This window comes from Ammoniphilus resinae (assembly GCF_017873965.1).
In the GTDB taxonomy this organism is placed as follows: Bacteria; Bacillota; Bacilli; order Aneurinibacillales; family RAOX-1; genus Ammoniphilus_A; species Ammoniphilus_A resinae.
This window is the reverse complement of the sequence record NZ_JAGGKT010000008.1, coordinates 156,699-181,689: the sequence shown is the minus strand read 5'-3', so window position 1 is coordinate 181,689 and position 24,991 is coordinate 156,699. Positions and strand designations below refer to the sequence as shown.

General features: G+C 42.8%; 24 protein-coding genes and 1 other annotated feature. Of the genes, 17 read left to right on the top strand and 7 right to left on the bottom strand.

The window, feature by feature from the left end; all coding sequences use genetic code 11:
- The first annotated feature begins 100 nt into the window (after positions 1-100).
- Together ccpA and J2Z37_RS14315 are read left to right on the top strand one after the other, a co-directional pair.
- Positions 101-1,108: a catabolite control protein A gene (gene ccpA, locus J2Z37_RS14320; protein WP_209810955.1), complete on the top strand. Its 1,008-nt coding sequence runs from the start codon at positions 101-103 to the stop codon at positions 1,106-1,108.
- A 17-nt stretch (positions 1,109-1,125) separates the two neighbouring features.
- The gene (locus J2Z37_RS14315; RefSeq protein WP_209810954.1) at positions 1,126-1,815 is read left to right on the top strand and encodes a 5'-methylthioadenosine/adenosylhomocysteine nucleosidase; all 690 of its coding nucleotides are present in this window, start codon (positions 1,126-1,128) and stop codon (positions 1,813-1,815) included.
- Between the two features lie 115 nt (positions 1,816-1,930).
- Here the strand turns inward: J2Z37_RS14315 and J2Z37_RS14310 are convergent, their stop codons facing one another.
- A complete protein-coding gene (locus tag J2Z37_RS14310) occupies positions 1,931-3,082 on the bottom strand; it encodes an acetoin utilization protein AcuC (RefSeq protein ID WP_209810953.1) in 1,152 nt (383 codons plus the stop codon).
- The gene (locus J2Z37_RS14305; RefSeq protein WP_209810952.1) at positions 3,079-3,717 is read right to left on the bottom strand and encodes a CBS domain-containing protein; all 639 of its coding nucleotides are present in this window, start codon (positions 3,715-3,717) and stop codon (positions 3,079-3,081) included. Before J2Z37_RS14305 ends, J2Z37_RS14310 begins: the two co-directional genes overlap by 4 nt.
- Before the next feature lie 307 nt (positions 3,718-4,024).
- On the opposite strand from J2Z37_RS14305, the gene acsA reads away from it, so the two are divergent.
- Positions 4,025-5,740, top strand: coding sequence for an acetate--CoA ligase (acsA, locus tag J2Z37_RS14300; protein ID WP_209810951.1), 1,716 nt, complete (start codon positions 4,025-4,027; stop codon positions 5,738-5,740).
- Between the two features lie 51 nt (positions 5,741-5,791).
- Here acsA and J2Z37_RS14295 read toward each other — a convergent pair whose 3' ends face one another.
- Positions 5,792-8,647, bottom strand: a complete 2,856-nt coding sequence (locus J2Z37_RS14295; protein WP_209810950.1) for a transglycosylase domain-containing protein — start codon at positions 8,645-8,647, stop codon at positions 5,792-5,794.
- Positions 8,648-8,766: 119 nt separating this feature from the next.
- Positions 8,767-8,945 (top strand) — a binding site (T-box leader).
- A 61-nt stretch (positions 8,946-9,006) separates the two neighbouring features.
- Here J2Z37_RS14295 and tyrS point away from each other — a divergent pair.
- Both tyrS and J2Z37_RS14285 read left to right on the top strand, forming a co-directional pair.
- Positions 9,007-10,263: a tyrosine--tRNA ligase gene (tyrS, locus tag J2Z37_RS14290; RefSeq protein ID WP_209810949.1), complete on the top strand. Its 1,257-nt coding sequence runs from the start codon at positions 9,007-9,009 to the stop codon at positions 10,261-10,263.
- Positions 10,264-10,418: 155 nt separating this feature from the next.
- Positions 10,419-12,542 (top strand): sensor histidine kinase, encoded by a 2,124-nt coding sequence (locus J2Z37_RS14285; RefSeq protein WP_209810948.1) that lies wholly within the window; start codon positions 10,419-10,421, stop codon positions 12,540-12,542.
- A gap of 94 nt (positions 12,543-12,636) precedes the next feature.
- On the opposite strand, the gene rpsD is transcribed toward J2Z37_RS14285, so the two are convergent.
- The gene (gene rpsD, locus J2Z37_RS14280) at positions 12,637-13,236 is read right to left on the bottom strand and encodes a 30S ribosomal protein S4 (RefSeq protein WP_209810947.1); all 600 of its coding nucleotides are present in this window, start codon (positions 13,234-13,236) and stop codon (positions 12,637-12,639) included.
- 276 nt (positions 13,237-13,512) lie between these two features.
- Between rpsD and J2Z37_RS14275 the strand changes: the two genes are divergently transcribed.
- The gene (locus J2Z37_RS14275) at positions 13,513-14,112 is read left to right on the top strand and encodes a histidine phosphatase family protein (RefSeq protein ID WP_209810946.1); all 600 of its coding nucleotides are present in this window, start codon (positions 13,513-13,515) and stop codon (positions 14,110-14,112) included.
- A gap of 23 nt (positions 14,113-14,135) precedes the next feature.
- Here the strand turns inward: J2Z37_RS14275 and J2Z37_RS14270 are convergent, their stop codons facing one another.
- Entirely contained in the window at positions 14,136-14,948 is an 813-nt protein-coding gene (locus J2Z37_RS14270) for an endonuclease/exonuclease/phosphatase family protein (RefSeq protein WP_209810945.1), read from the bottom strand.
- A gap of 256 nt (positions 14,949-15,204) precedes the next feature.
- Here J2Z37_RS14270 and J2Z37_RS14265 point away from each other — a divergent pair, with 256 nt between their 5' ends.
- The 10 genes from J2Z37_RS14265 to J2Z37_RS14220 all read left to right on the top strand — a co-directional run bounded on the left by J2Z37_RS14265 (position 15,205) and on the right by J2Z37_RS14220 (position 22,709).
- On the top strand, positions 15,205-15,561 hold the full coding sequence (locus J2Z37_RS14265) for a DUF4260 family protein (RefSeq protein ID WP_209810944.1): 357 nt from the start codon (positions 15,205-15,207) through the stop codon (positions 15,559-15,561).
- 59 nt (positions 15,562-15,620) lie between these two features.
- Positions 15,621-16,250, top strand: coding sequence for a forespore capture DNA-binding protein RefZ (refZ, locus tag J2Z37_RS14260; protein ID WP_209810943.1), 630 nt, complete (start codon positions 15,621-15,623; stop codon positions 16,248-16,250).
- Positions 16,251-16,385: 135 nt separating this feature from the next.
- Positions 16,386-18,599, top strand: a complete 2,214-nt coding sequence (locus J2Z37_RS14255; RefSeq protein ID WP_209810942.1) for a septation ring formation regulator EzrA — start codon at positions 16,386-16,388, stop codon at positions 18,597-18,599.
- Positions 18,600-19,303: 704 nt separating this feature from the next.
- On the top strand, positions 19,304-19,486 hold the full coding sequence (locus J2Z37_RS14250; RefSeq protein WP_209810941.1) for an H-type small acid-soluble spore protein: 183 nt from the start codon (positions 19,304-19,306) through the stop codon (positions 19,484-19,486).
- A gap of 50 nt (positions 19,487-19,536) precedes the next feature.
- On the top strand, positions 19,537-19,746 hold the full coding sequence (locus J2Z37_RS14245) for a DUF1540 domain-containing protein (protein ID WP_209810940.1): 210 nt from the start codon (positions 19,537-19,539) through the stop codon (positions 19,744-19,746).
- 118 nt (positions 19,747-19,864) lie between these two features.
- Positions 19,865-20,221 (top strand): DUF4190 domain-containing protein, encoded by a 357-nt coding sequence (locus J2Z37_RS14240; RefSeq protein ID WP_425340323.1) that lies wholly within the window; start codon positions 19,865-19,867, stop codon positions 20,219-20,221.
- A gap of 127 nt (positions 20,222-20,348) precedes the next feature.
- Positions 20,349-21,110 (top strand): AzlC family ABC transporter permease, encoded by a 762-nt coding sequence (locus J2Z37_RS14235; RefSeq protein ID WP_209810939.1) that lies wholly within the window; start codon positions 20,349-20,351, stop codon positions 21,108-21,110.
- The gene (locus J2Z37_RS14230) at positions 21,103-21,405 is read left to right on the top strand and encodes an AzlD domain-containing protein (protein ID WP_209810938.1); all 303 of its coding nucleotides are present in this window, start codon (positions 21,103-21,105) and stop codon (positions 21,403-21,405) included. The genes J2Z37_RS14235 and J2Z37_RS14230 overlap by 8 nt, the downstream gene beginning before the upstream one ends.
- A gap of 23 nt (positions 21,406-21,428) precedes the next feature.
- A complete protein-coding gene (locus J2Z37_RS14225) occupies positions 21,429-22,535 on the top strand; it encodes a site-2 protease family protein (protein WP_209810937.1) in 1,107 nt (368 codons plus the stop codon).
- Between the two features lie 15 nt (positions 22,536-22,550).
- Complete coding sequence (locus J2Z37_RS14220) at positions 22,551-22,709, top strand: hypothetical protein (protein WP_209810936.1); 159 nt, start codon at positions 22,551-22,553, stop codon at positions 22,707-22,709.
- Between the two features lie 45 nt (positions 22,710-22,754).
- Here J2Z37_RS14220 and J2Z37_RS14215 read toward each other — a convergent pair whose 3' ends face one another.
- Positions 22,755-23,885, bottom strand: a complete 1,131-nt coding sequence (locus tag J2Z37_RS14215) for a CapA family protein (protein WP_209810935.1) — start codon at positions 23,883-23,885, stop codon at positions 22,755-22,757.
- Complete coding sequence (locus J2Z37_RS14210) at positions 23,882-24,061, bottom strand: hypothetical protein (RefSeq protein WP_209810934.1); 180 nt, start codon at positions 24,059-24,061, stop codon at positions 23,882-23,884. Before J2Z37_RS14210 ends, J2Z37_RS14215 begins: the two co-directional genes overlap by 4 nt.
- Positions 24,062-24,203: 142 nt before the next feature.
- Between J2Z37_RS14210 and J2Z37_RS14205 the strand changes: the two genes are divergently transcribed.
- The gene (locus J2Z37_RS14205) at positions 24,204-24,920 is read left to right on the top strand and encodes a FadR/GntR family transcriptional regulator (RefSeq protein WP_209810933.1); all 717 of its coding nucleotides are present in this window, start codon (positions 24,204-24,206) and stop codon (positions 24,918-24,920) included.
- Positions 24,921-24,991: the final 71 nt, after the last annotated feature.

Below are 24,991 nucleotides of genomic sequence, written 5' to 3'. Positions count from 1 at the left end.
TGCACCCCTGCAAAAAGTGTCGTATGATAGCAGTAAATTTATGAAAATATGAAAACCATATTTTGGATATCTATTGGAAGCCCTAAAGGGAGGTTTTAGTATGCCGATTACGATTTATGATGTAGCTAGAGAAGCAGGGGTTTCAATGGCTACAGTTTCCCGGGTTGTTAACGGAAACCCGAATGTCAAACCGACAACACGAAAGAAAGTATTGGCTGCCATCGAACGATTAGGGTACCGCCCGAATGCGGTTGCCCGTGGCTTGGCCAGTAAAAAGACGACAACGGTTGGAGTCATCATGCCGGATATTTCCAATGCCTTTTTTGCTGAATTGGCAAGAGGGATTGACGATATAGCGAGTATGTATAAATACAATATTATTTTATGTGATTCTGACCAACGGCTGGAAAAAGAGTTACACCTAATTAACACGCTGCTTGAGAAGCAGGTGGATGGGATTGTCTTTATGGGACGTGAAATCAAACCGGAGCATATCGAAGTTTTTAATACCTCCTCTGTTCCGATTGTCTTAGCGGGTACACTTGAGACAACAGGAGAACAGCCATCTGTAAATATTAACCATTTTCAGGGCGGCTATGATGCAACGAAGCGGTTGCTTGATGGGGGTAATACCCGCATTGCTATGATTACTGGTCCTTTCAGCGATCCTCTTGGCGGATTAACTCGCTTTAAGGGATACCGTAAGGCTTTAGAAGATGCGAAGATCCCATTCCGGGAGGAATATATCTTTAACGGGAATTTTACCTATGATTCTGGGATGGAAGCCGCGAAGGTCCTGATGTCTCTACCTGAAGCACCTACAGCGATCTTTGCTGCAAGCGATGAAATGGCAGTAGGTGTAATACATGGTCTACAGGACATGGGGAAAAACGTACCACGTGACGTAGAAGTTATTGGTTATGATAATGTCCGCTTAGCGGAAATGGTCAGACCCAAATTAACGACGGTTGTTCAGCCCATGTATGATATTGGTGCGGTTGCGATGAGGCTTCTGACCAAATTTATGAATAAAGAAAAAGTGGAAGAGCAAATCGTAGTTCTACCGCATCGAATTGAAGAACGACAATCAACAAAACCACTTTCCTAGTGGAAAGGAGTGAAGAGATGATTGGAATAATTGGGGCAATGGACGAAGAAATCCAATTGTTCAAGGAAGGCATGCAGGGGGTATCGGAAACACAAAAGGCAGGAATTACATATTATTCTGGTACCTTTGGCGAAAAGGAGATTGTGCTTTGCAAATCCGGAGTTGGCAAAGTCAATGCCAGCGTCTGTACACAAATATTGATTGATCAATTTGGTGTGAACGCTGTCGTCTTTACTGGAGTCGCAGGGGCACTAAATCCCAGCTTGGAAATCGGAGATATCGTTGTGTCTAGCGAGTGCTTGCATCATGACATGGATGCTACAGCTCTAGGCTTTCGAAAAGGGGAGATCCCTTTTGCTTCGCATTCCATTTTTCGCGCGGATGGACGTCTTGTTCAGTTGGCTGAAGAGGCCAGCAGGAATGTAGTGGAGGGGAAAACCCTTACCGGGCGGATCCTGTCTGGGGATCAATTTGTCGCAGATCGCGGGCTGGTCCAAAACCTTCATAAGGAATTATCCGGTGATTGTACGGAAATGGAAGGGGCTGCCGTCGCCCAGGTATGTGTCATGAATCAGGTTCCCTTTGTGATCATTCGTTCGATGTCCGATAAAGCCGATGGCAGCGCACATGTGAACTTTACCGAGTTTACCCATTTGGCTTCGGAAAGATCGTATCAGATTGTTGCTAAAATGGTGGAGGGGATGTAGGGCCGCCTGCTCAAGGACTTTTCAGAAACTCTTTTAACGAGAAAAGTCCTTGAGAATTATTCGGGACTTAGCTAGCTAGCATGATCCCTTCTGATCAGAAGGCACAAATGGTTTTTTACCCTAACTTCGGATAGTACAAAAGCGTCTTTTCCATCGTTAGCCGATTCTTACTCGTAATTTCCTCTCGGCGCGGCATGATTGGCAGTTCTTCCAAGGGATCCAAAAGGGTATTTGGCAATGGCAACGGGCTTTCCGGCTGCCAACGGGCAATCCAGTCCTCCGGAATCGCGACATTTTCTAATTTTTGCCCCGATATCTCCGCCCATAACCATGTCCAAGCCCTTGGTACGACCCTCCAAATATCATAACCGCCCCCGCCCGTGGCGATTAACCTTCCATCACAAAGCTCATGTGCCAGTAGATGTGCTAATCTCGGTATTTCTTGATAGATCCGCATAGAGCACGACAAATGTGTAAGTGGGTCAAAATGATGGCTGTCACACCCATTCTGAGTGATAATCACATCCGGTTTGAAGCCGCGCGCCACTTCTGTCATGACCGTATGATAAACCTCCAAAAAAGATTCATCTTCTGTATACGCTTGCAAAGGAACATTAATGCTGTAACCGAATCCTTGTCCTTCGCCCCTTTCCGTATAATCACCTGTCCCAGGAAAGAGGTATTTTCCAGTTTCATGGATAGAAAGGGTCAATACGTTGGGGTCGTCGTAAAAAGCCCACTGGACACCATCCCCATGATGTGCGTCCGTATCGATGTATAGGACGCGGGCATCATACTTTTTTCTTAAATAATGTATGGTCACGGCACAATCATTATAAACACAAAAGCCGGAGGCTCGTCCTGAAAAAGCATGGTGCAGTCCTCCGGATAGATTCACTCCATGTGCCCCTTGAATAGAAGACATTACCATTTCAGCCGCACGAAGCGTCCCACCTACAATGAGGGAGGATGCTTCATGCATATTTTTGAAAACCGGTGTGTCTTCAGTACCCAAGCCGAAATTGGAGAGTAATTCAACTTTATTCTGATCAGCATTTTGCACTGTTTTCACGTACTGTGGATCATGAAAAAGCGATAGCTCCTCATCCGTTGCATAACGGGGTGCGATGATCTGGGAGGAGTTGATCAAATTCAGATTTTTAATAAGATCTAGCGTAAGCTCCAACCGTTTTTGATTAAACGGATGCTCTTGATGAAAGGAGTATTGCAATAAATCCGGGCTATATACAAAATAAGTCACACTCATTCCCCCGTATTTCTTGGCCAAACGATCGTAAAGCCAGATTCTTCAAGGGAGGCTACGATTTTTCGCGGATCGATCGTCTGCACACGAATCACCAAATTCTTCTTTCCAAAAGTTCTCCCGGGAAAAACAAGTACACTGCATATATTACATTGATGCTGTTTAATGACGGCAGCCACATCTGCAAGTAATCCTGGACGGTTATCTACTTCAACCTCGAGATGTGAGCTCGGCTGGTTGACCCCCATAATTTCAACCAAAGTATACAAGATGTCGGTTTCCGTAATTATTCCCTTTAATAAACCACCTTCTACAACAGGGAGGCAGCCAATTTTATTCTCATACAGAGTGTATGCCGCTTCTTCTACAAAATCAAGCGGATGTGCGGTAACCACATCTTTATGCATAACTTCCGATACTTTTCGATGAAAAATGGAGTCATCTACATCGGTTTGCAGCTTTGAAGGGCAGGCATCACGAAGGTCGCGGTCAGACAAAATCCCCACTACCTTCCCATACTCGTCAATCACTGGGAGATGACGAATACGATGCTGGGCTGTGATTAACATGGCTAAACGTATGGTGTCAGTAGGTCTGACAGTGACAATATTACGATTCATCATGTCTTCTATTAACACGGGTCATTCCCCCTATAAAAGGGTCAGACTCCAGTCGAAACTTGCCAAAATTATTTAATCCAAAGAGGAAGAAAACCATCTGTTTCGGGTTGTATTCAGTATCAGTAAGTTTCGACTGGGGTCTGAACCCTGTTTAACATCTATATTTCATTATATCTATTTCCTGTTCTTTACAGAAGGGGATTTTTACACTCTTCGTTAAATCGTAAAATTTGATCATCAATTGAGAAAATTTGTTAATATTGTTATAATAGGTAATAGTTAAAGGGAATGGAATTTAAGTCCAGAAGAGGGAGAGAGGGATTTTATGAAAACGATAACATTGCCAGTTACCCCCGGAAAGCACAATCTCGTGAACTACGAGGAAACGTATTCGAACTTTGATTGGAAGGACGTAGAAAAGGAATTTTCCTGGTATGAAACGGGACAAGTTAATATGGCTTATGAAGCGATCGACCGCCATTGTGAAACGGCAAGAAAGAATAAAGTAGCGCTATATTACAGCGATGCAAATCGTGATGAGAAGTATACCTTCCTGGAAATGAAAAAGCTGTCTAATAAATTCGGTAATGTGCTTCGGGAGATAGGCATTAAGAAAGGAGATCGTGTTTTCGTCTTTATGCCTCGAACCCCTGAGTTATATGTTAGTGTGTTAGGAACGATCAAAATTGGGGCGATTGTAGGTCCGCTTTTCGAAGCATTTATGGAGGGGGCGGTGAGGGATCGTTTGCAGGACAGCGGTGCTGTGTCGATCATTACCACTCCGGAATTATTGAAGCGTGTACCTGTGACTGAGTTGCCTGAACTGAAGCATGTGATATTAGTTGGCAATGTAGAGGAGTTACAAACCGGACAAGTCTCCTACCGTGATGCGATGGCAAAAGCTAGCGATAAGTTGGAGATTGAATGGGTCGATCGTCAGGATGGGCTGATTCTTCACTACACATCAGGGTCTACAGGGAAACCTAAAGGTGTTCTTCATGTCCACAACGCAATGATTCAACACTATCAAACAGCAAAATGGATTCTTGATTTACAGGAAGAAGACATCTATTGGTGTACAGCTGACCCGGGTTGGGTGACAGGGACCTCCTACGGGATTTTTGGTCCATGGTTAAATGGGGCGTCGAATGTTATACGCGGTGGGAGATTCAGTCCACAGGATTGGTATTCCACCATCGAAAAGTATAGCGTAACCGTTTGGTACAGCGCTCCCACTGCGTTTCGAATGCTAATGGGTGCTGGGGATGAAATTGTGAAACAATACGATCTCTCCAGTTTGCGTCATGTGCTCAGCGTTGGAGAACCTTTAAATCCAGAGGTTGTTCACTGGGGGATGAAGGTATACAACAAGCGGATTCACGATAACTGGTGGATGACGGAAACAGGAGCACAGCTGATTAGCAATTATCCAACCATGGAAATCAAGCCAGGATCAATGGGTAAACCTTTCCCCGGGATCACAGCGGCGATTATTGATAATGATGGAAATGTACTTCCTCCAAACCGCATGGGGAATTTAGCGATTAAGGCGGGCTGGCCATCGATGATGAATCGAATTTGGAACAACCCTATCAAATATCAGGAATATTTCGCAATAGAGGGCTGGTATATTTCCGGGGATTCCGCCTATGTCGATGAAGATGGATACTTCTGGTTTCAGGGCCGGATCGATGATGTCATTATGACAGCCGGTGAGCGTGTCGGACCATTTGAGGTGGAGAGCAAGTTGGTCGAACACCCAGCTGTAGCTGAAGCGGGAGTAATAGGGAAGCCAGACCCCGTGCGAGGTGAGATTATCAAGGCATTCATTGCCTTAAGGGCTGGATACACCGTCTCGGAAGAACTATTAGAAGAAATTCGTAACTTTGTTAAGACAGGATTAGCTGCACATGCAGCCCCTCGGGAAATAGAAGTTAAAGATAAACTTCCCAAGACCCGTTCCGGGAAGATTATGCGACGCGTGTTAAAAGCCTGGGAGCTCGGGTTACCGACAGGCGATTTATCGACAATGGAAGATTAAACAATAAGAAAAAGGATCCGGAATGATCGGATCCTTTTTCTTTTTTTGGTTCTATAAATTAGGTGGTGTCAATTCCTCTTCCGGATTTCCCGGTTCCATGGGGGATTCCGGTGAAACGGGAGGAAGTACCCCATCCAAAGGATCTCCTCCATTCTCATCTTGTGGTTCAGAAGGTTCGTTTGGCCCTGTTCCCCCTCCATCCCCGTATACTATGGCATCGGTCGGTTCAGATTCTTTTCCGACAACATCGACAGCGGTAATATAGTACATGCCGGGTTCTTTCAGTTCATACACTTTATCAGATGACTGGAAGACAACCCCGACCTTTTCGAAAGGTGATCCAAAGATAGAACGATAGATCCTGTATCCTACGACATCATTTTCAGGATGTATGCCCCACACTAATTTTCCATTTTTTATTTCTACATTCAATAATTTATCAGGTACTTTCCCGTTATCCTGACGGGGATCCTTTTGATCTGGCAAGCGATCCTTTGCATCTAATGGAGTATAGTTTACTCGTGAATTTGGACGATCTGGAATCACTAGTGGATCTGGGGATTTCATGGCAACCTTGCTTTGCACCATGTCCTCCGGCGTTTCATCTTGAGCCAGATACATTTTGCCATCATATTCAATCACTTTGGCATGTTGATGCACATCGCAGGATTCAGTTGGAACATAGTTTTGATTAAACACTTCGGTTATTACTGTGCCTGCTTCACGGCAAAGATCTGTAGGCAATTTGCCGGAAACACGGCAGATCTCTCTGCGAACAACACCAGAGGGCTGTACAAACTTGGAATCCTCAGGATAATCCTCGGGATATAAGTCAATTAATCCATTCATGACTTTCCCCCAGATTTGTATCGGTCTCGGTGGTGATGACTTGGTTAAGGTATAGGGGATATCATAACCGACCCATACTCCAAGAGTCACTTCAGGAGTGTACCCGACAAACCAGGAGTCCACATCATCATTGGTGGTTCCCGTTTTTCCAGCGATATCACGATTTCCCTTAATTAATCTCGGCAAGGAAGCTCCAGTACCACTTCTTACTACAGTTCGCATCATATCCGTGATCAGATAAGACGTCTGTTCCGAATATACCTGGGTAGGAGAGATTTGATTTTCGAAGATTTTTTCACCCTCCGAATTCTCAATCCTTTGAATGAGATAAGCGTCCATGAACGATCCCTGATTCGGGAAGACAGAATAGGCATTTGTAATTTCCTCAACTGTCAGTCCTTGTGTCAAACCTCCGATAACCCCGGTTTTTGCCTGGTAGTCATTCACTCGTGGATTATCCTTTGGTGTGATCAGTGTTGTAACTCCAGTCTGCTCAACATAAGACAATGCTTCTGGTATACCCACTTGGAGGTAGGCTTTAATGGCTGGAATATTATAGGATTGCCTCAATGCTTCACGAACGGTAATCAGTCCCTGAAATTTATTATTCCAGTTTGAAGGATAGAAAGGTGGATTGCCGACCCCATTATCTAAAGCAATCGGCGCATCATCGATCGCTGATCCCGGTTGCAGAAGCCCCTTTTCAAAAGCAGGTGCATAGGCTGCAATCGGCTTCATCGCGGATCCTGGCTGTCTAGGTCGGGTAGCGTGATTCACCTGTTGGGTTTTAAAATCACGGCCACCGATAAATCCCAAGATCGCTCCCGTTCGGTTGTCAATTAAAGTAGCCCCTACTTCTTCTAAGGCATCCTTGATTTCTCTTACTTCAGATCCAACCGTTACTTTATATGTCCGATTTGGTCCGAAGTTTTCTGGGTTTTCTGCAATCTCTGTCATCATTTCATAAATCTTTTTATCAATAGTCGTGTAGATATGATAGCCGCCGCGCAGAATTTCTTTTCGTTTGTTATCAACCAATTGACGGTATTCTTCACGTGATAATGATTCCTTCGCCTTTGGGTCCTTGCTTAAATCTTTTTCAACAAGCACTCTTGCAGCCCGCTCCTCGATTTCCATCATCAGGAAAGGATACTGGCTGTAAGCTCTTGGCTTGCTTTGGGCGAGGTGGGTCCCGATATCATACTTGATTGCTTCTTCATATTGTTCACGTGTAATATATCCATTTTCTTCCATCCTATTAAGAACAATCTCTTGCCGCTTCTTTCCAGCTGCCAATCCGTCCTTATCAAATGGTATGTATCGTGAAGGAGCTTGCAGCATGCCCGCTATGTAGGCTGCTTGTGAAATATTTAAATCCTTCGCATCAACCCCGAAGATTCCCTTCGCTGCAGCTTGTACGCCGTATATATTGGAGCCGTTTGCACTTTGTCCAAAATACATTTCATTCATGTAGGCTTCCAATATTTGATCCTTGGAAAACATTCTTTCCATTCTTAAAGCCAAAAATATTTCTTTCGCTTTTCGTTCATGGGTGACTTTCGGCGATAGCAGCGTTTGTTTAATTAACTGTTGAGTGAGTGTGCTGCCCCCTGTTTGAACAGACGATCCGGTAATATCTTGTACGGTAGCACGCAGAATCCCGGATGGATCAACACCGCGGTGTTCATAAAAATGCCTGTCCTCCGTAGCAATAATGGCATTAATCAAATGTGTTGAGACCTCATCTTTGGTGACCAGTCGACGATCCTCCTCAGCCCGGAGTTGTCCAATCAATCGCTCTTCCTTTGGGGTGTTTTCATTAAAATAAGCAAACCCCGTTAGGTAGTTGGAAAATACGGTATCGTTAATTTCATCATGCGAGCGTAAAGGGTCATCTTTTACTAGTGAGGCAACATAACCTGTGGCCGCCCCCCCTGCAAAAAAGGCCCCCATAAGAACTAGCAATACAGAAACTTGCAAAATCCGACTCACTATTTTCCAAATACTTATTTTTCGCTTTTTTGGTGGGTTGTCTTCATTATTATATCTAGTAGTCATAGATTACCTCCCAAGACGGTTCCGGATGATTCTCATATTATAGCATAAGACGTCATAATAGGTGAGAAAGTTGCATTTTTCGATGCTTTATGGTAAAGATAATGTAATGTCATTGTTTATATGTAACGATGAAGGGTCTTCAGTATTTTCTATATCTTGTGTTGCAGAGAAGCGGTGGTTGGTGCAAACCGTTCAGAGTATAGAAGAGAAATACACCCCTGAGTTATACTTGTTAAGTGGAAGAATAGGATTCTATTCTTCAATTAGGGTGGTACCGCGAGAGCCTCTCGTCCCTATGTGGATGAGTGGCTTTTTTTGTTTTTTCAATAACAAAAATAAGAAGGGTGATTCAATAAGACATGGAAAAGAAAAGGGAGCTAACCGTAGAGCAGCAAAAAGAAGTGGAGCGGCAGCTGGAGATCATTCGCAGAGGGGCAGCGGAGATTGTTCCGGAAAAAGAATTGGTGGAAAAACTGGAGAAATCGGTTTTGGAAGGAATTCCTTTAAAGGTGAAACTAGGCTTGGACCCTTCTGCACCTGATTTGCATGTGGGACATACCGTAGTGCTCCACAAGCTTCGTCAATTTCAGGAATTGGGCCATCAGGTTCAACTGTTAATTGGAGATTTCACCGGGAGGATTGGTGATCCAACTGGTAAATCAGAAACCCGCAAGCAATTAACTGAAGAGGATGTAAAACGGAATGCCAAAACCTATGTAGAACAATTTGCAAAGGTGATGGATGTGGATAAAATTGAAATTTATTATAACAGCAGCTGGTTAGGAAAAATGGATTTTGCTGATGTTGTTCGCCTAGCATCAAATGTAACAGTGGCTCGGATGTTGGAACGAGATGATTTTACAAAACGTTACCAGTCTGGGCAGCCCATTAGTGTTCATGAATTTTTCTATCCGCTTATGCAGGGCTATGATTCGGTTGCGCTGAAGAGTGATATTGAATTGGGAGGAACCGATCAAAAATTCAATTTACTGATGGGACGACAGCTGCAAAAGGAATATGGTGAAGATCAGCAGATTGCGATTATGATGCCGATTCTGGAAGGACTCGACGGCGTTCAGAAAATGAGTAAAAGTCTAGGGAATTACATTGGAATCAATGAACCGGCTAACGAGATATATGGAAAAACGATGTCTGTTCCAGATGACTTGATGTTGAAGTACTATGAATTAGTGACGGACCTTAGCAATGATGAGATAGCTGCATTGAAAAGCGGATTAGCCGATGGCAGCATTCATCCAAGGGATGCGAAAATGAATCTGGGAAAAACCTTTGTTACGATGTTTCACGGGCAGGAGCAGGCGGAGGAGGCTGAAGAGCATTTTAAAACGGTTTTCCAACAGCGTACATTGCCTTCCGATCTCCCTGAAGTCGAAATCTCTTCCGAATCTCTGATAGATGGACAGTTGTGGGTTGCGAAGTTACTTGTGGAACTCGGGTTGACTTCCTCCACTGGAGAAGGACGACGGATGGTTCAGCAAGGGGGAGTACGAATTAACGAAGAAAAGGTAGAGGACGTAAATGCGCAGATTGCTGTGCAAGAAGGCATGGTTGTACAAGTAGGAAAAAGAAAGTTTGCTAAGGTTTTAGTAAAATAAGTAAAATGGAAAGCACGGGCGGTCAGCCTGTGCTTTTTTTGTAAAATTTTCACAGAAGATTGAAAAGGATTTGATTGTCTTTAAAAGAATTAATTTTATAAGTATAAATAAAAAAAAGTGAATGAAAAATAGTATTATTTTAGGAGTTTACAATCATGTCGAGATTAGGTAACTTGCTTTCGATTGTTTTTCTCATCGCGGTGTTTGTTGAGTGCAGTCAAGCCACTCTAATAGCTAAGGAAAAGAACGTTTCTGAAGCGATGATAGATTTATCTGGGTGGGAAGTCTCAGAAGGGATCGTGAATCTGAATGGGGTTTGGGATCTTTATTGGAATCAACTCGTTGCTCCAGAACAAATAAACGGTTTGCAAGAAAAGCCGTTGAAAGTGCATGTCCCATCCGTCTGGAGAAGCGCAAATACGGAGAAACAGCCACTTTCTAACATGGGTTATGGCACCTACCGACTCCGCATGATTCTTCCCGCTGATGAGCCCTCTCAGCCGCTTGCTCTCTACGTGGGAGGGGTAGCCACCTCCTATCGTTTGTGGATCAATGGAGAACTTCATGCCGTAAATGGGGCAGTGGGTACCTCGCTGCAAACCATGGTACCCTACAACTTGCCTAAGGTCATTACCTTTGTCCCACAGCCTGGTAGCAATGAGCTCGTCATGCAGGTATCGAATTTTGTTCAGCGAAAAGGGGGGATATGGGAACCAGTCCGTCTTGGAAGTACTGAACAAATCAGAGCGGAACAACTGTTTAGCTTTGCTTCTGAAGTTTTTATTATCGGTTGTTTAATTGTTATGGGACTCTATCATTTAGGATTATATGTCGGAAGAAGAAAGGAATTGTCTGCACTTTATTTCGGGGGCCTATGTCTTGCTGTTGCAGTTAGAACCTCCGTATTAGGGGAAGCCGTCCTGCTCAATCTTTTTCCTAGCCTTTCCTGGGAATGGGCCGTGAAGTTAGAATATGGATCGATTTTCGTGGGGATGCACATGCTGACCATATTTGTCTATAAAGAGTACTTGGATATGAAAGGTCTGATGGTTAAAATATCCGCTGTCATTCATTCCAGTTTGATCCTTCTTATCCTGTTAGCACCTGCGAGAATCTATACTCATTTGATGCTTCCTTATCAATTATTGGTGATTGCCCCAGTCTTGACTGTTTTGCTTATTATTTTCCTGAGGACTGCCCTAAAAAGGAAAATAGATTCCATTATTAATATGGTTGGGTTTATTTTCTTTTCCACAGCAATCATTGCAGATATTTTATTTTATAATCATCTCATTCCATATGGGGATTTTGCTCCATATGGGCTACTCATTCTATTGTTCTCGCAATCTATCCATTTATCCTTAAAATTCTCCCATACAGCAGAAAAGGCCGAGCGTCTGTCAGTTGAATTAATTGTTGCCAATGAAACACTGGAACAAAAAATTAAGGAGAGAACGATTGAGCTTCGTCGTTCTAATGAGGAACTGTCAAGGATAAATGATCAGTTGTTCCGAAACGAGCAGTTTCGCCGTCAACTTTTATCGAGTATTTCTCATGAATTAGGAACCCCTCTCACCGCAATACGGGCGCTTTCGAGCGCTGTGGCTGATGGGTTGGTTGAACAGGACTACAAGAAATACGCAAAGCGCATTTATGAGCGGACAGAATTGTTGGAACGATTAATCAATGATTTAGTGGAGCTTACTAAACTTGAAACGGAACTGACTTCTTTCCAATTTCAGAAGGTTGATATTACTTCCTTTTTTCATCACCTATACAGCTGTTATGAGATGGACATGCTAGAACGTGCCGCCCAATTCACTTGGGAGTCGCCTACATATAAGGAGCTAAAAGAAAAAGGCACAGCTTTTGCATCAATGGACATCCATCGAATGGAGCAAGTCATTGTAAATATTTTGTCAAATGCTAAAAAGTTTATACCCGATGAGGGAATAATTGAAATGAAAGTGGAGCTTTGTGAGCATGATTTAGGAACAGCGGAGGCTGTTGTAAGCATTACGAATAATGGCCCACTAGTTCCGGAAAACGAACTGGAAGCAATTTTTGAACGGTTTTACCGTTCAAAAGAAAGTAAGCATGCGATAAAAGGCTCTGGTCTGGGACTTTCCATATGCAAAGAAATCGTACGATCACATCAGGGAAGCATAGCTGCAAAAAATATACCCTGCATAGGGTTTTGCATCTACTTTACGATTCCGGTGTGGTTTGAACGGGAGGAGGGTATGGAGAATGATGAACATTTTGCTGGTGGAAGATGACATGCATATGAGGAACTATGGGGATGGGACAAAGTAGGGAATCCGCGAACCGATAAAAAAATCGGCCGCCCACAGGGCCGACCGATTCTTCATCTTAACGAGAGTAGTACTCAACGATTAGAGTTTCATTAATTTCTGCATTCATTTCTTCACGTTCTGGAAGACGAACATAAGTACCTTCCAAAGTTGAATCATTGAAGCTTAGATAGTTTGGAAGATAAGTGCGTGCAGCAAGAGCATCCTTGATGATTTCAAGGTTTTGGCTCTTCTCGCGAACACCAATCACATCGCCTGGTTGTACACGATAGGAAGGAACATTTACTTTCTTTCCATTAACGGTCACATGACCATGAACGACTAATTGACGAGCTGCAGGGCGGCTAGCAGCTAAACCTAAACGATACACAAGGTTGTCCAAACGGGATTCAAGCAATTTCATAAAGTTCGCACCAGCTACCCCAGGCATCTTAGTTGCTTGAGTAAATAGCTTTCGGAATGGCTTTTCGTTCATTCCATACATATGGCGAAGCTTTTGCTTTTCTTGTAATTGAATTCCATATTCGCTTAACTTACGACGATTGTTTTGTCCGTGCTGTCCTGGAGGATAGTTACGCTTAAGATCCTTACCAGTTCCATCAAGGGAAATACCTAAACGACGAGCTAATTTGTGACGAGGTCCTGTATAACGAGACATGAATCATTTCTCCTTTTAGTTAGATTTTTAGGTGTTAACTTCCAGTGAATTAGTTTGCTCTTCCAGCATGCAATTCGAACGGTAGCGTTTTCGCAGCATGTACCATGGGGAAAGTCAGCCGCGTCCCGATGGGAACAAACTATAGAGGGTGTTTCACTGTTTTTACCTAAAATCGTTGCTACCCTAAAACACACATAAGTTATATTATATTATTTTAATAATCGATGTCAAGATGTTAAGATAAAGAGATAAATAGCAGATTAAAGGAGCTTTGATATGATTACCCATTTTTATTTAGTACGGCATGGTGAAACGGATTGGAACAGATCGCAAAGGTTGCAAGGACATACTGATATTCCGTTGAACGAGATAGGTAGGAAGCAAGCGGAGAAGATTGGTAAAAGGATGGCAAGTCTTCCACTGCAAGTGATCTGTTCTAGCGATTTGGAGAGGGCAAGAAAAACGGCGGAAGAAATCTATAAATATCATACCTCAAGTGTATTTACCATCTCTAAAGAGCTTCGGGAGCGTTGTTACGGCGAGTGGGAGGGTATGACCTTTGATCAGATTCAAGCCAAGTTTCCGGACCACCAAAAAGGGAAGGTTCTAGATGCAAACTATGGGATTGAAACGCTAGAGGAGCTGAAAGCCAGAGGAAACAGAGAGCTGCAGCGGTTAGCCGAAAAATACAGAGGACAGCACATAGCTGTGGTTAGTCATGGAGGCTTCATTAATGCGGTGCTGCATTTGTATAGCAACGGTGTACATGGAACAGGGATAACAAAGATGGGGAATACAGCGTTTAATCATCTGATCTTTGAGAAAGAGGCCTGGATGATTCATACGGTGAATGATACGACACATCTGAGCGAATAAAAAAACACAAGAGCGGAAGAACGCTATTGTGTGGAAAGAATTAGGGAATACATAAGCGGATTATGATCAGAGATGGTGGATGAATCCGATAAAGCGCTTTCAAAAGTGAAGCCGTTTGTATATAAGATGTAGTCCAATTGCGTTTCTTTATTTTTATGTTTATAAGTCGTTAGGTTAAAATGGCTCTCGCGTACAGGATCGATAAAAACAGAACGTAAAGATTGGATGGGAATTTCCGTAGGTTTAGTGTTGAAATCTCCCAATAGAAGTTTTGGCATGGGGCCGTTTGCAATCAGTGTGTTCAGCGATGCTACTTGGTCTACTCTTTCTGTATAAGGAAGGCCTAAGTGTGTGGCGTAAACATCAATGTTTTGGGTTCCGGTATTGATCTGGGCGCGAACCAGCCCTCTCGATTCACTCTCACTTGGCAATTGGTAATATTCATATTCAATGATCGGAAATTTGCTCAGAATGGCATTGCCGTAGGAACCAATAACAAAATTCAGATTAGGAACAAACAAATAGTTCATTTCTAATTGCTTGCCAATGACCTCAACTTGATTTTCAAAGTGGGAACGTGGGAGATGGTAGTCAACTTCTTGGAGAGCTAGGATATCAGGGTCCAGCTTTTTTATCTCCTGAATGATTGTATCCAACTCTATTTTCCCATCATCTGTTCGGGCACCTCGAATGTTGTATGTCATCACCTTGAGGTTCTTAACAGAATTAAATCCATGGGCATATTCATTGTTTAGAATACACTGATCTGAGGAGATATAAAGGGGAATTGCCAAATATACCAATAACCCAACCAATTGAGCAAGAAATTTTTTCATGACATCCCTCCCTCAGCAATTTCCTTTTAAAGTCACCTATTCGGAATCTTTTAATATAGTCCAATGGTACCAAATTTACTGAAAAATTAAAAGAGGTATTAATTACCATATTATTTTTAAAATATAAAAAATAGTATGTACTCTTTGGGGTAAAATGGAATAAAATAGAAGAGAGCCCTAAAGAACAACTAAATGGTTTGTGAAAGAGGGTTATCTCAACGTAGTTCACAAGCCACAGAAGAAGGAGGGGATGAACATGGAAAGAGTGTTATATCGTTTGGAAAACGCTTTCATTGGTATTGTGGCACTATACGTGTTTTTGATCTATGGGACGACGTGGACTACCTTTCTATGCTTTCTGGTCTTGCCCAAGGTAATTTCGTTACTTCCGATTTCTAGTTTCGGGAATGAAAAGGGTTCCAAGGCTTTTTATGTTCTTCAGTCCATGCTCCACTCCTATTCTACCGTTGCGATCGTAGCAATGATCAGCTTTTTGTTTCTGAATATTCTGTTCTGGTCTATTGCTGGCTGGGTTATTCACATTGCTATCGATCGGGTGATAAAATATAAAGAAAAAACAATACCCCATCCCCTGTTTGAAGTTAGGGGATAAAGAACCCTCCCAGCGGCTTGTCCATTGGTGAGTGATTAGAATTAAGGGGGGAGATCATCATGAGTAAATCTGTTAACCAAACAAAAGCATCTATTGTTAAAGCCGCAATATCCCTTTTTGCTGTCCAAGGTTTCGGAAGCACCTCGATTCGCGAGATTGCTGATACAGCCAAAGTCAATTCAGCTCTAGTAAGCTATCATTTTAAAAACAAACAGGGAATATTGGAATGGATGATGATAGATTATTTTGAGAAGCTGTTTACTAAATTGCAGCCTGTTACACAAGGTGGAGAAGAACAAGAAGAAAGCTGTTTTCAACAGTTGATCGACTCTCTCGATACATTAATTGGGTATCAAGCCGAAAATATGGAGGTTTCCGCAATTATTCTTCGTGAACTAAGTGTTGATTCCATGCTTGTGCGCGAAGTTATGAGTACATATATGGCGAGGTTAAAAGCTCATTTTGCCACCCTCCTTGAGACAGGTATGGAGCGCGGGGAATTTGATTGTGACCTGGACGTCGAAATGCAGCTCATCCACATGATGGGGGGAATGTTTTTCCCTTATTCTAATCCACAAATCATGCGGGAACTTTTTTACGTTGAACCCATGTCACCTGAGTATCGACAAAGATATATCGGTTTTTTGTCGAAGGTTTGGGGATATAAGTTGAAAAATGATGAATTCTGATGAAAAAAGTTTCTGGTCAAGCAGGAACTTTTTTTGCATTAAAAGAATATATGTAGATGGCTTAATGAGAGCTACCATTGAAATTGATAAAAGTGGTCGCTCTTCACATGCAAAAAGATGAAGGAGAATCACCCGATGTTAAAGAGATCGTTAATCATATTTTGTACAAGTTTTTTTGTTTGGACAAGTACGATCATGGCAGAGGAATTTCCACCTCAGAGCAATGCCGTGGTTCAGGACAGCCAAAATATAATAGATTCCTCTCAAGTGGAGCAATTAAATGAAATTGTAAGTAAACTTCCTGAAAAATATAAAGTCGTAATTATTCCTGCAACCGAAGAAGTTACCACACAGGAGTACGCGGACCAATTATTTACGCATTATAATATGTCGGATCATGAAATGCTACTTGTCTTGAATATGGACAAAGATGAACTTGCGGTTCATGCTGGGGGATACTTTTCAGAAAAGGGCTTAACCGGTCAAATCGTGAAGGATCAAGTAGATCATATTTTTGTCCCCTATGCCAAACAAAAGTCTTATATGACTGGTCTTTCAACGTTGCTTCAGCAGTTCAGTAGCACCGTGAAAAACGGGGGACAAGCTCAAACTTCGAGTTCTAACACAGAGGCACAAGGGAAGGAAACCGAAGAACAAGCCTCTTTACCAGCCTGGCTTTATTACCTAGTTGGTGTCATTTTGCTTATTTTGTCGATAGGTTTGTACAGTTTTTTCCAAAGAAGAAGACTCTTCAAAGAAATGGATGAGATTGAAGATTGGTTAGATACAATCGAGGATAAAGTGAAAAAGCTGGATGGGGATATTCCTGAAAATCCAAAGGGACAAGCCAATCAAGCCTCAGCCATCATTGAGCGAGTTCGCAGGGATGCACTCCCAACTGCTGAATTTAACCTTCTAGAGGCTGAAGCGTTATGTGATCGTTTCCGTTATAGAAGGGCAGCACAAATCCTGCAAAAAACCAAAGACCAATTAGCTCAAGCAGAAAATGATATTAGTCAATTTCATAGCAAGATGTTCCAATCCATGGTAATGTTGGAAGAATGTGAGCGACTAGTGGATGAAATTAAGAAAACCCTGACTGTGGTAGGACGGAAGCTGGATGAAGCAAAATTCCAATTTGGTGTTACTTTCCCAGGGCTATCGGAAAAACATCAGCAAGTGGAACAGTGGATCAAAACAGAAGATTCACAGTTGGAAGAGGATGTTGCCCAATGGCTTGAGCAACTGAAGGAAAGAAAACTTATTCTGATTGAAATTTTGAAGGAAGTAGACGAATTCCCACAATTGAAAAATGAAGTGGCTGTTACTATTGAGAAGGACTTGCGAGAATTAAGGGCGGGCCTTCTAGAGATGGTAGACAACGGGTACCGCATTCCTTTGGAACATTTTACAGGACAATTGGACGAGCTGATGAAACAGTCCGATTTGTTAAACACAAAAATTAAGGAAGGAAAGCTGGAAGGACTTGCCGGGGAAATTGTGCAATTAAAAGAAAAGATTGACCTGCAGTATGACCAGATGGAAGAAATCGTTACGAAAAAAGCGCTTGTTCAGCATTATCTCGAAGAAATGCCTGCATTCCTTGCTTCTCTTGATGAAGAACGTGAAAGCTTGAAAGAGGAGTTGGAGGAATTGTCGCTTCGTTACAGTATAAGTGAAGGAACTGTGTTTAATTATTATGTGGACCTTGAGCGGGTTTGTAAAAGTGTAGCTGATCAATTGTTCTTAGTCGAACAAATGAAGAATGGCGATGATATGGAATTTATTCAGGCTGCTGACTTGCTTGATACAACCAATCAGGAAATCGAAACGCTCTTACAAAAAAGGGAAGAGGCCTACCAAGAACTGGATGAGCTGCGCAAAGGGGAGTACGATGCCCAGGACACTGTGATGATGCTGCACACAGAGATCGTGCGGATTGAACAACAGGTTAGAAGGGAAAATTTACCTGGCACCCCTCCAAAGCTAATGGAATTGATCTATGAAGGGAAAAAGGCTCTCTTCGAGATTGAGATGGCTCTTAATCAAGTACCGTTAGAATTGCATCGCGTGAATGGATTGGTACGGGATGCCAAGGAATTTAATAAAATGTTGGTTGAATTTGCTAATAAGCTGTTTGAATATTGCCGTCAAGCAGAAGAAAAAATACAGCAAACGAATCGTTTTCGAAGCCAATGGAAAGATGTTAACCAATTGCTCCAGGAAGCAGAGCAGGCATTTCGTGAACTGGATTTCGAAGCGGCGTACTCATTAGCATCAGAGGCTGAACAATTAGCTGCAGAATACGATGAAGGGATTCATCGAATCGCTTTTCGTAGAAAAAAATAGGCCGTAACAAAAAAGAGAATCCCCATGGATTCTCTTTTTTAGCTTTATCTCTAATCTGAAAGCATTCCAATTAAAATTGCTCCAAGAATAATAACTCCAAATGAACCTAGCAAAAAATTAATAAAATGATTCCTTACAGACTCTTTAATCAACTGAACGGGAGAATGGAAAGAGGCCCCGCAATGGGAGCAGCCATTATTTTTAACGGATGCACTTAAACATACTTTGCAAACCATATTGTTCACCTTATCTATACAAATTTTCAACTCCCCTATTTTATTGCAAATGAACAGTAACTGCAATACCTTTTATCCCACCATCTATTGGGACAATGGAACCCGATTGGATAAAGGGGAGTTACAGAATCTCTAGGAAAAATAATGCTTAAGGGTATTCATAAAGATATCTGCACGGTCCTTATATTTTTGATCCCCCAAAACTTTGTAAAGTTGCATGTAATGATTGTATGAATCAAGCAAAGAATCAATAAGTTGACTCTTTTTTACGTTGGATAATTTAATAGCCCCCAATTAAATCAACCTCACTTTTACAAAAGTTCTACTATTTGTATTTTGGGCAAAATGGGTAGGATATATACCAAATGTTGGGGACTTTGAAGCGTATAAATTGGAAAAAACGGTAAAAAATAACCCTATCATTCTAAGAATGAAAATGCACCGCGTGAGAATAAGGAGGAGATTACTGTGGATGTAACACGTGCGCAGCAAATTATTGATTCCGAACAAAGGATCGATGTCCAATATGAAGGAGCTTCAGTATGGATCGACAGGGTGGATGCGCAAAATCAAACTGCACAGGTCCATATGGAAAGTGATCCAAGTGATAAAATAACTGTCGAAGTTCAGCAATTAAGGGAAGTTCACTAGTCGAATAAAATGTCTGCCTAGGGAAATTCTAAGTGTGGAGGTGATGGCAAATGCCACAAGTAGAAGTCAAATGCTCCGTTTCTAACTGCACTTTCTGGGCAAATGGAAATAATTGTGCTGCACCTGAGATCATGGTCGAAGTAGACCGTCATGCAAATTTCAATTCCGAATTTGCAGGTGAATTGGGTGTTCAGACTGAGCATCAGGATAAGGCCTCAAACTCCGCAGAAACATGTTGTCGTACCTTTAGAGCGAAATAGTTAGTTAAAAGGTTAAAAACACCTGGAAACCCAGGTGTTTTTTCCTTTATTTTCACAGGATATGCGGTGCAATGAAAACAAACCCTATAAGTACCCTAAACAGAAAAGAGGGATCTGGTTGAATATGGATCATCGAGAGCCTAATGACGACAGGAATTTCCAAGAGGAAACTGCCGCCGAGTTAGCCCCTCGTGTTCTTCCTGCAACGCGAGAGGAACGAGATGTCGATGATTATACAAGACCGATTGAAGTAATTGAGGAAAATGAAGGAGGGGGAACCACACTAGGTGTTGTAGGCTTGGTGTTGGCCATTGCTTCCCTATTTTTTCTTCCCTTTTTACTGTCCTTGATAGGGATTGGTGCTGGCTATTTCGCCTATAAACGCGGAGCTACGGGCTTGGGAAAATGGGCGATGGGGATTGGGATTGTCTCCCTAATCGGTTCGATGCTATTTGCACCATTCATAGGGTATTAAGGAGTTAAGGAAGCCTTAGGCTTCCTTTTCTTTTTTCCCTCGATACAATTTCAAATTCCCACATCAAATTGGTTTCTCATGTATAATAAAATAATATTAAAAAGGAGCCATCTTGGAGGAGTTACACATGCAAGTGAATAAAGATGTCTTAGTACCATCGACAGCCCCGATCGCAAATAATAAAAAAGCGGAGTTGCTTGCCGGGCTAAAGGCGGGCCTTCCTATTGCCCTTGGGTATATTCCGATTGCAATTGCCTTTGGGTTGCTGGCCAAAGCAACAGGCATCCCCAATCATATAAGCCTTATGATGTCATTTTTTGTTTATGCCGGGGCAAGTCAATTTGTCGCGGTGAATCTACTGGGCCTTGCAGCCGGTTATTCGGAAATTATCCTAACGACATTCATTCTGAATTTGCGGCATATTTTAATGAGTGCATCCCTTAATCAACGCATTCTTCAGCCAGCAGAAAAGGGAATACTGGCTGTCTTGTCGTATGGTATAACGGATGAGACATTTTCTGTTGCATCCCTTCAGAAGAAGCAGAAGCTGTCCGTCTATTTCTTGTTGGCTTTAAATCTTGCAGCCTTTTTAGCTTGGAACATTGGTACCGCGATGGGGATTTTTTTGGCTGAAGGGCTTCCCGAAGAATTAAAAAGCAGCATGGGAATTGCCTTGTATGCCATGTTTGTTGGTTTGCTCGTGCCGTCCTTGGGTAAATCCAGACCGATCCTTATTGTATCTTTGCTCGCAGCTGTGCTTCATAGTATTTTGCATTGGATCCCATTCTTTTCGAATCTTTCAACAGGGTGGGCCATTGTTCTATCCACAGTGCTTGCCGCTTTAGCGGGAAGTTTGTTGTTTCCGGAAGGGGGTGAAAAGGGTGAATAATTTATGGTTGCTTGTTTTAGGGATGGGGGCAGTAACTTTTTTACCGAGACTTCTGCCCATGATTCTGCTGCAGAATGTTTCACTCAGCCCTTTTCTCAATCGATTTCTGCAGTTTATCCCTTTTGCCGCATTGGGTGCCTTAATTTTCCCGGGGATCCTGGAGTCGACGGGCAATCCGTATTCTGCTGTTGCTGGAACTGTAGTGTCTGTGATATTAGCGCTTTTCCGTGTTAATATAATGTTTGTAGTCGTCGGTGGTATTCTTGGTGTGTTTTTGTGGGAGCATTTCATGTAACTAAAAGATGGATGGTGGGATCAATGAACCGTTCCAATAAGAAGATGGGATGGAAGTCTCTCGGTGGAATTCTAGCATTTTTAGCCTTCTTTGGTGGGAAGCTAAAATTTTTACTGCCCTTATTAAAATTGGGGAAATTCGGCGGAACGATTTGGAGTATGGCTTTAATGGTTGGTGCGTATGCGCTAATTTATCCGTGGTCGTTTGCCATTGGTGTTGTCGTCATGATTTTCATTCATGAAATGGGGCATGTGATTGCAGCAAAACGTAAAGGAATCCCCGTTTCAGCACCTGCTTTTATCCCTTTTCTAGGCGCTTTGATAACGATGAAAAAACAGCCAGTTGACGCGGCAACTGAGGCTTACTTGGCATTTGGTGGACCGCTGATTGGAACTGTTGGGGCTGTGGCCGCGTTTTTTCTTGGTGTCGGCTTAGAATCACCCGTTCTATTATCGATTGCGCAAATTGGCTTTTTTCTAAATTTGATTAATCTAATTCCCATTCATCCTTTGGATGGAGGAAGAATTGTTACCGCGATTTCCCGCTGGCTGTGGGTGGTTGGTTTGATCGGTGGTTTGGTTGTGATTATTTACCTGAAGGCGCTCATTTTCCTTCTTTTCTGGGCGATGTTCGCATGGGAGCTTTACAAGAAATATGTTCGGAAAAATAGAGCAGAACCGGAAGAATTACGACAAAGTAGGACAAAGGTAACCATTTCTGTACCAAAGAATTACTTTATGGAAAGCGGATTACCCTTCCCAGCCGAAGCCCATGAACGCGATCTTGGTTTCGTTCAGTTATGCACTATTAATACAAAGGAAGAGATCTGCTACCTGTTCTATCCAGGAATCGGAAAAATTGCAGAGCTGCCATTTCCTCAGGGCATCGTTGTGCAGGCCAGGCTGCATGGGACAGTGGAGGAGTCAGATGAACTTAAAATGACCATCCTACTTACCTTTGTGATTTATCCAGAACTACAAACAGGCCTCATCCAATCTGAAGAATATTACGAGGTTCCGGTGAAAGTACGGTGGGGATATGGAATTGCCTATTTCGGACTCGCTTTATTTTTAGGTTGGATGATGCTCCAAACCTATTCTGCGATCCTCCCTCCTCCTATTGTGGGGTAGGGAGGGAGGAAGGTTATGAAGGACAAAACTGGGTCGAGATCTGACCGGAAAGTCCTTCATCGGGTTATGAAGGACAAATCCTGGTCGGGATCCGGTCGGAAAGTCCTTCATCGAGCTTATGAAGGACAAATCCTGGTCGGGATCCAGTCGAAAAGTCCTTCATCGAGCTTATGAAGGACAAATCTTGGTCGGAACTTGATCGAAAAGTCCTTCATCCCGTTACCTAGATTTCTCAAAAACCCCTTCCTTCCAATTTCCCTCTTTAGAAAGCCTCTCCAGCCTTTGCATGATCTCCTCTTTCTGGACACCAGTCGCCAAATGAACAGCCCCACCCTCAATAAACATCGGAATAAATTCTGGGGTGATCACATCATCTAGTAATGAGACTTTTAAAATCCCTGATTGACGTCCCTCCGCAACCCGACTCGTGGTGAAAATAAAGTTTCCGAGACTGTACGCAATGAGTTTGTCTTTATACCATTCAAGCCCTTGTAAAACATGCGGGTGGCTGCCGATCACAAGATCAACACCACGATCAATTAAACCATGGGCTAGCTCTACTTGATATGGCAGGGGCTCTTCCGCGAGTTCTTTTCCCCAGTGAAGCAAGACAATGGTGTAATCACTTTTCCCGATAATGGGTTCTACTGCTTGATAGACCAACTCCGGATCGTAGGCACTTGCCATCCCAGGTGTATCTTTTCCAGCATGCCAATTTGCCTCGGCAAGTACGCGGCTAAATCCAAAAACGCTAACTTTTTTACCCTTCACTTCAACCGTGACGGGGGAATAGGCTTCCTGCGTATTTTTCCCCCCTCCCACAAAAGAGACCCCAGCCTGATTTAAAAAATCGAATGTATCAAGGAAAGCATCTATCCCATAATCCAAGGCATGGTTGTTTGCCACGGTAACAATATCCACTCCGGCTTTTTTCAATGCTTCGGCCATCCTCGGATCGCTTCGATAAGTATATTCCTTATCTTTTGCCGATCCCCGCTTGCTCAAAGGTGTTTCCAAATTTACCATGGTTAGGTCACTGTCTTGAAAAATGGGAGCAGCATCTGTAAAGGGGTAATCCATTCCTTTCCGCTCGACAATTCCTGCCACTCTCCCTGCCATCATCGTGTCACCTGCAAAAGTTAAAGTGATCGGGTCAGGTTTCTCGAATATAACAGTGGGCTCTGCCTGTTCTGTTTTCTGAGGTTCTGCCGGTTTTTCGACGTTTTCTATAGAAGGTTTTTCTTCGTTGAGGGAAGCACTAGTAGCAACAGGTGGTTTGCTAGCTATCTCCTGGGTTGATGAACAGGCAGTCAATAGTGTCATGAAAAACAAAAGTAGTACTTTTTTCATTGAGTTTCTCCTTCTCCTGTGGTTTGTGTACGATGATGCACAGGATGTGCAAACTTCTGCGACTTACACTTCTGTCCTACGGCGATTTGGCTTGTAACCGTTGTCCCCGAAGGGGGCGTTGCGACAGGACGTTGCGGTTTTAGCAGAAGTTCCTCCCTCACATTCACAAACCACATAGTTGGCCTTTAGGGCTTTTCATATATGTTCTTCTCCCATTATGCTTAAAAAAGTGTGGATTGTACACAATGGATCTGGATGTGGTAAACTATAGATAGTCATCAGATGATCTGTTCCTTATGGGGAAACATGGAGGTAAGGATGAAGCCATCATTTAAAGTTAGAAAAACCTATGAGGAAGTAGCTGATTTTGTACGTGAACAGATTATTTCCGGAGTGTATAAACCTGGGCAGAGACTTCCCTCGTTGCGCGAATTGGGGGAAATGCTCGGTGTAGGACAGTCTACTATTCGGGAAGCCATTGGTTCCTTAAAAACGATGGGTCTTGTTTCTATTCGACAAGGAGAAGGGACCTTTGTTACAAAGTTAGAAACCAACGAATTGTTAGCTTCTTTAGAAACAACACGCCCACTAACCAAACAGGATCTGTTATCTTTGTTAGAAGTGAGAAAAATTCTAGAGACGGATATCGCTCGCTTAGCCTCACAAAGAAGAAGCCATGAAGATTTGACGCAGCTCAGGGCTGCTTTGGCGGAATTAGAGGCCTTTGATCCGTTGAATGATGAAGGTAATTTTGGCGGAGATGCGGATAAGAATTTCCATGATGCTATTGCTAAGTCTGCTCATAACGAGATCCTGCAGTCGCTCATGAACTCCATCTCGGAGATGATGGAACGTTCCATTAAAGTGAACAGAGAACAAATGTTTAAACTTGCTGGGATTCATGATCGGCTTTTGGAAGAACACCAAAACATTTTTCGAGCGATTGAGGAGCAAAATCCAAATGAGGCAGAGAAATGGATGCTGGAGCATCTCAATGGAGTAGAGGACTTTTATATGAAGAAGTTGTTGGAATAAGGGAGCGGATAACGAAGAAAAAATCCCCGAGAATCTACTCAAGGACAAATCCGAAGCTATTTCGAAGCGGA

Coding starts and splice junctions, on each gene's coding strand:
- rpsD (WP_209810947.1), bottom strand. CDS start 13,236: ATGTCTCGTTATACAGGACCTCGTCACAAATTAGCTCGTCGTTTAGGT.
- J2Z37_RS14245 (WP_209810940.1), top strand. CDS start 19,537: ATGCCACAAGTAGAAGTCAAATGCTCCGTTTCTAACTGCACTTTCTGG.
- J2Z37_RS14265 (WP_209810944.1), top strand. CDS start 15,205: ATGGAAAGAGTGTTATATCGTTTGGAAAACGCTTTCATTGGTATTGTG.
- J2Z37_RS14225 (WP_209810937.1), top strand. CDS start 21,429: ATGAACCGTTCCAATAAGAAGATGGGATGGAAGTCTCTCGGTGGAATT.
- J2Z37_RS14295 (WP_209810950.1), bottom strand. CDS start 8,647: ATGACTACTAGATATAATAATGAAGACAACCCACCAAAAAAGCGAAAA.
- J2Z37_RS14315 (WP_209810954.1), top strand. CDS start 1,126: ATGATTGGAATAATTGGGGCAATGGACGAAGAAATCCAATTGTTCAAG.
- J2Z37_RS14235 (WP_209810939.1), top strand. CDS start 20,349: ATGCAAGTGAATAAAGATGTCTTAGTACCATCGACAGCCCCGATCGCA.
- tyrS (WP_209810949.1), top strand. CDS start 9,007: ATGGAAAAGAAAAGGGAGCTAACCGTAGAGCAGCAAAAAGAAGTGGAG.
- J2Z37_RS14210 (WP_209810934.1), bottom strand. CDS start 24,061: ATGTGGTTTGTGAATGTGAGGGAGGAACTTCTGCTAAAACCGCAACGT.
- J2Z37_RS14275 (WP_209810946.1), top strand. CDS start 13,513: ATGATTACCCATTTTTATTTAGTACGGCATGGTGAAACGGATTGGAAC.
- J2Z37_RS14285 (WP_209810948.1), top strand. CDS start 10,419: ATGTCGAGATTAGGTAACTTGCTTTCGATTGTTTTTCTCATCGCGGTG.
- J2Z37_RS14215 (WP_209810935.1), bottom strand. CDS start 23,885: ATGAAAAAAGTACTACTTTTGTTTTTCATGACACTATTGACTGCCTGT.
- J2Z37_RS14255 (WP_209810942.1), top strand. CDS start 16,386: ATGTTAAAGAGATCGTTAATCATATTTTGTACAAGTTTTTTTGTTTGG.
- refZ (WP_209810943.1), top strand. CDS start 15,621: ATGAGTAAATCTGTTAACCAAACAAAAGCATCTATTGTTAAAGCCGCA.
- ccpA (WP_209810955.1), top strand. CDS start 101: ATGCCGATTACGATTTATGATGTAGCTAGAGAAGCAGGGGTTTCAATG.
- J2Z37_RS14310 (WP_209810953.1), bottom strand. CDS start 3,082: ATGAGTGTGACTTATTTTGTATATAGCCCGGATTTATTGCAATACTCC.
- acsA (WP_209810951.1), top strand. CDS start 4,025: ATGAAAACGATAACATTGCCAGTTACCCCCGGAAAGCACAATCTCGTG.
- J2Z37_RS14220 (WP_209810936.1), top strand. CDS start 22,551: ATGAAGGACAAAACTGGGTCGAGATCTGACCGGAAAGTCCTTCATCGG.
- J2Z37_RS14205 (WP_209810933.1), top strand. CDS start 24,204: ATGAAGCCATCATTTAAAGTTAGAAAAACCTATGAGGAAGTAGCTGAT.
- J2Z37_RS14270 (WP_209810945.1), bottom strand. CDS start 14,948: ATGAAAAAATTTCTTGCTCAATTGGTTGGGTTATTGGTATATTTGGCA.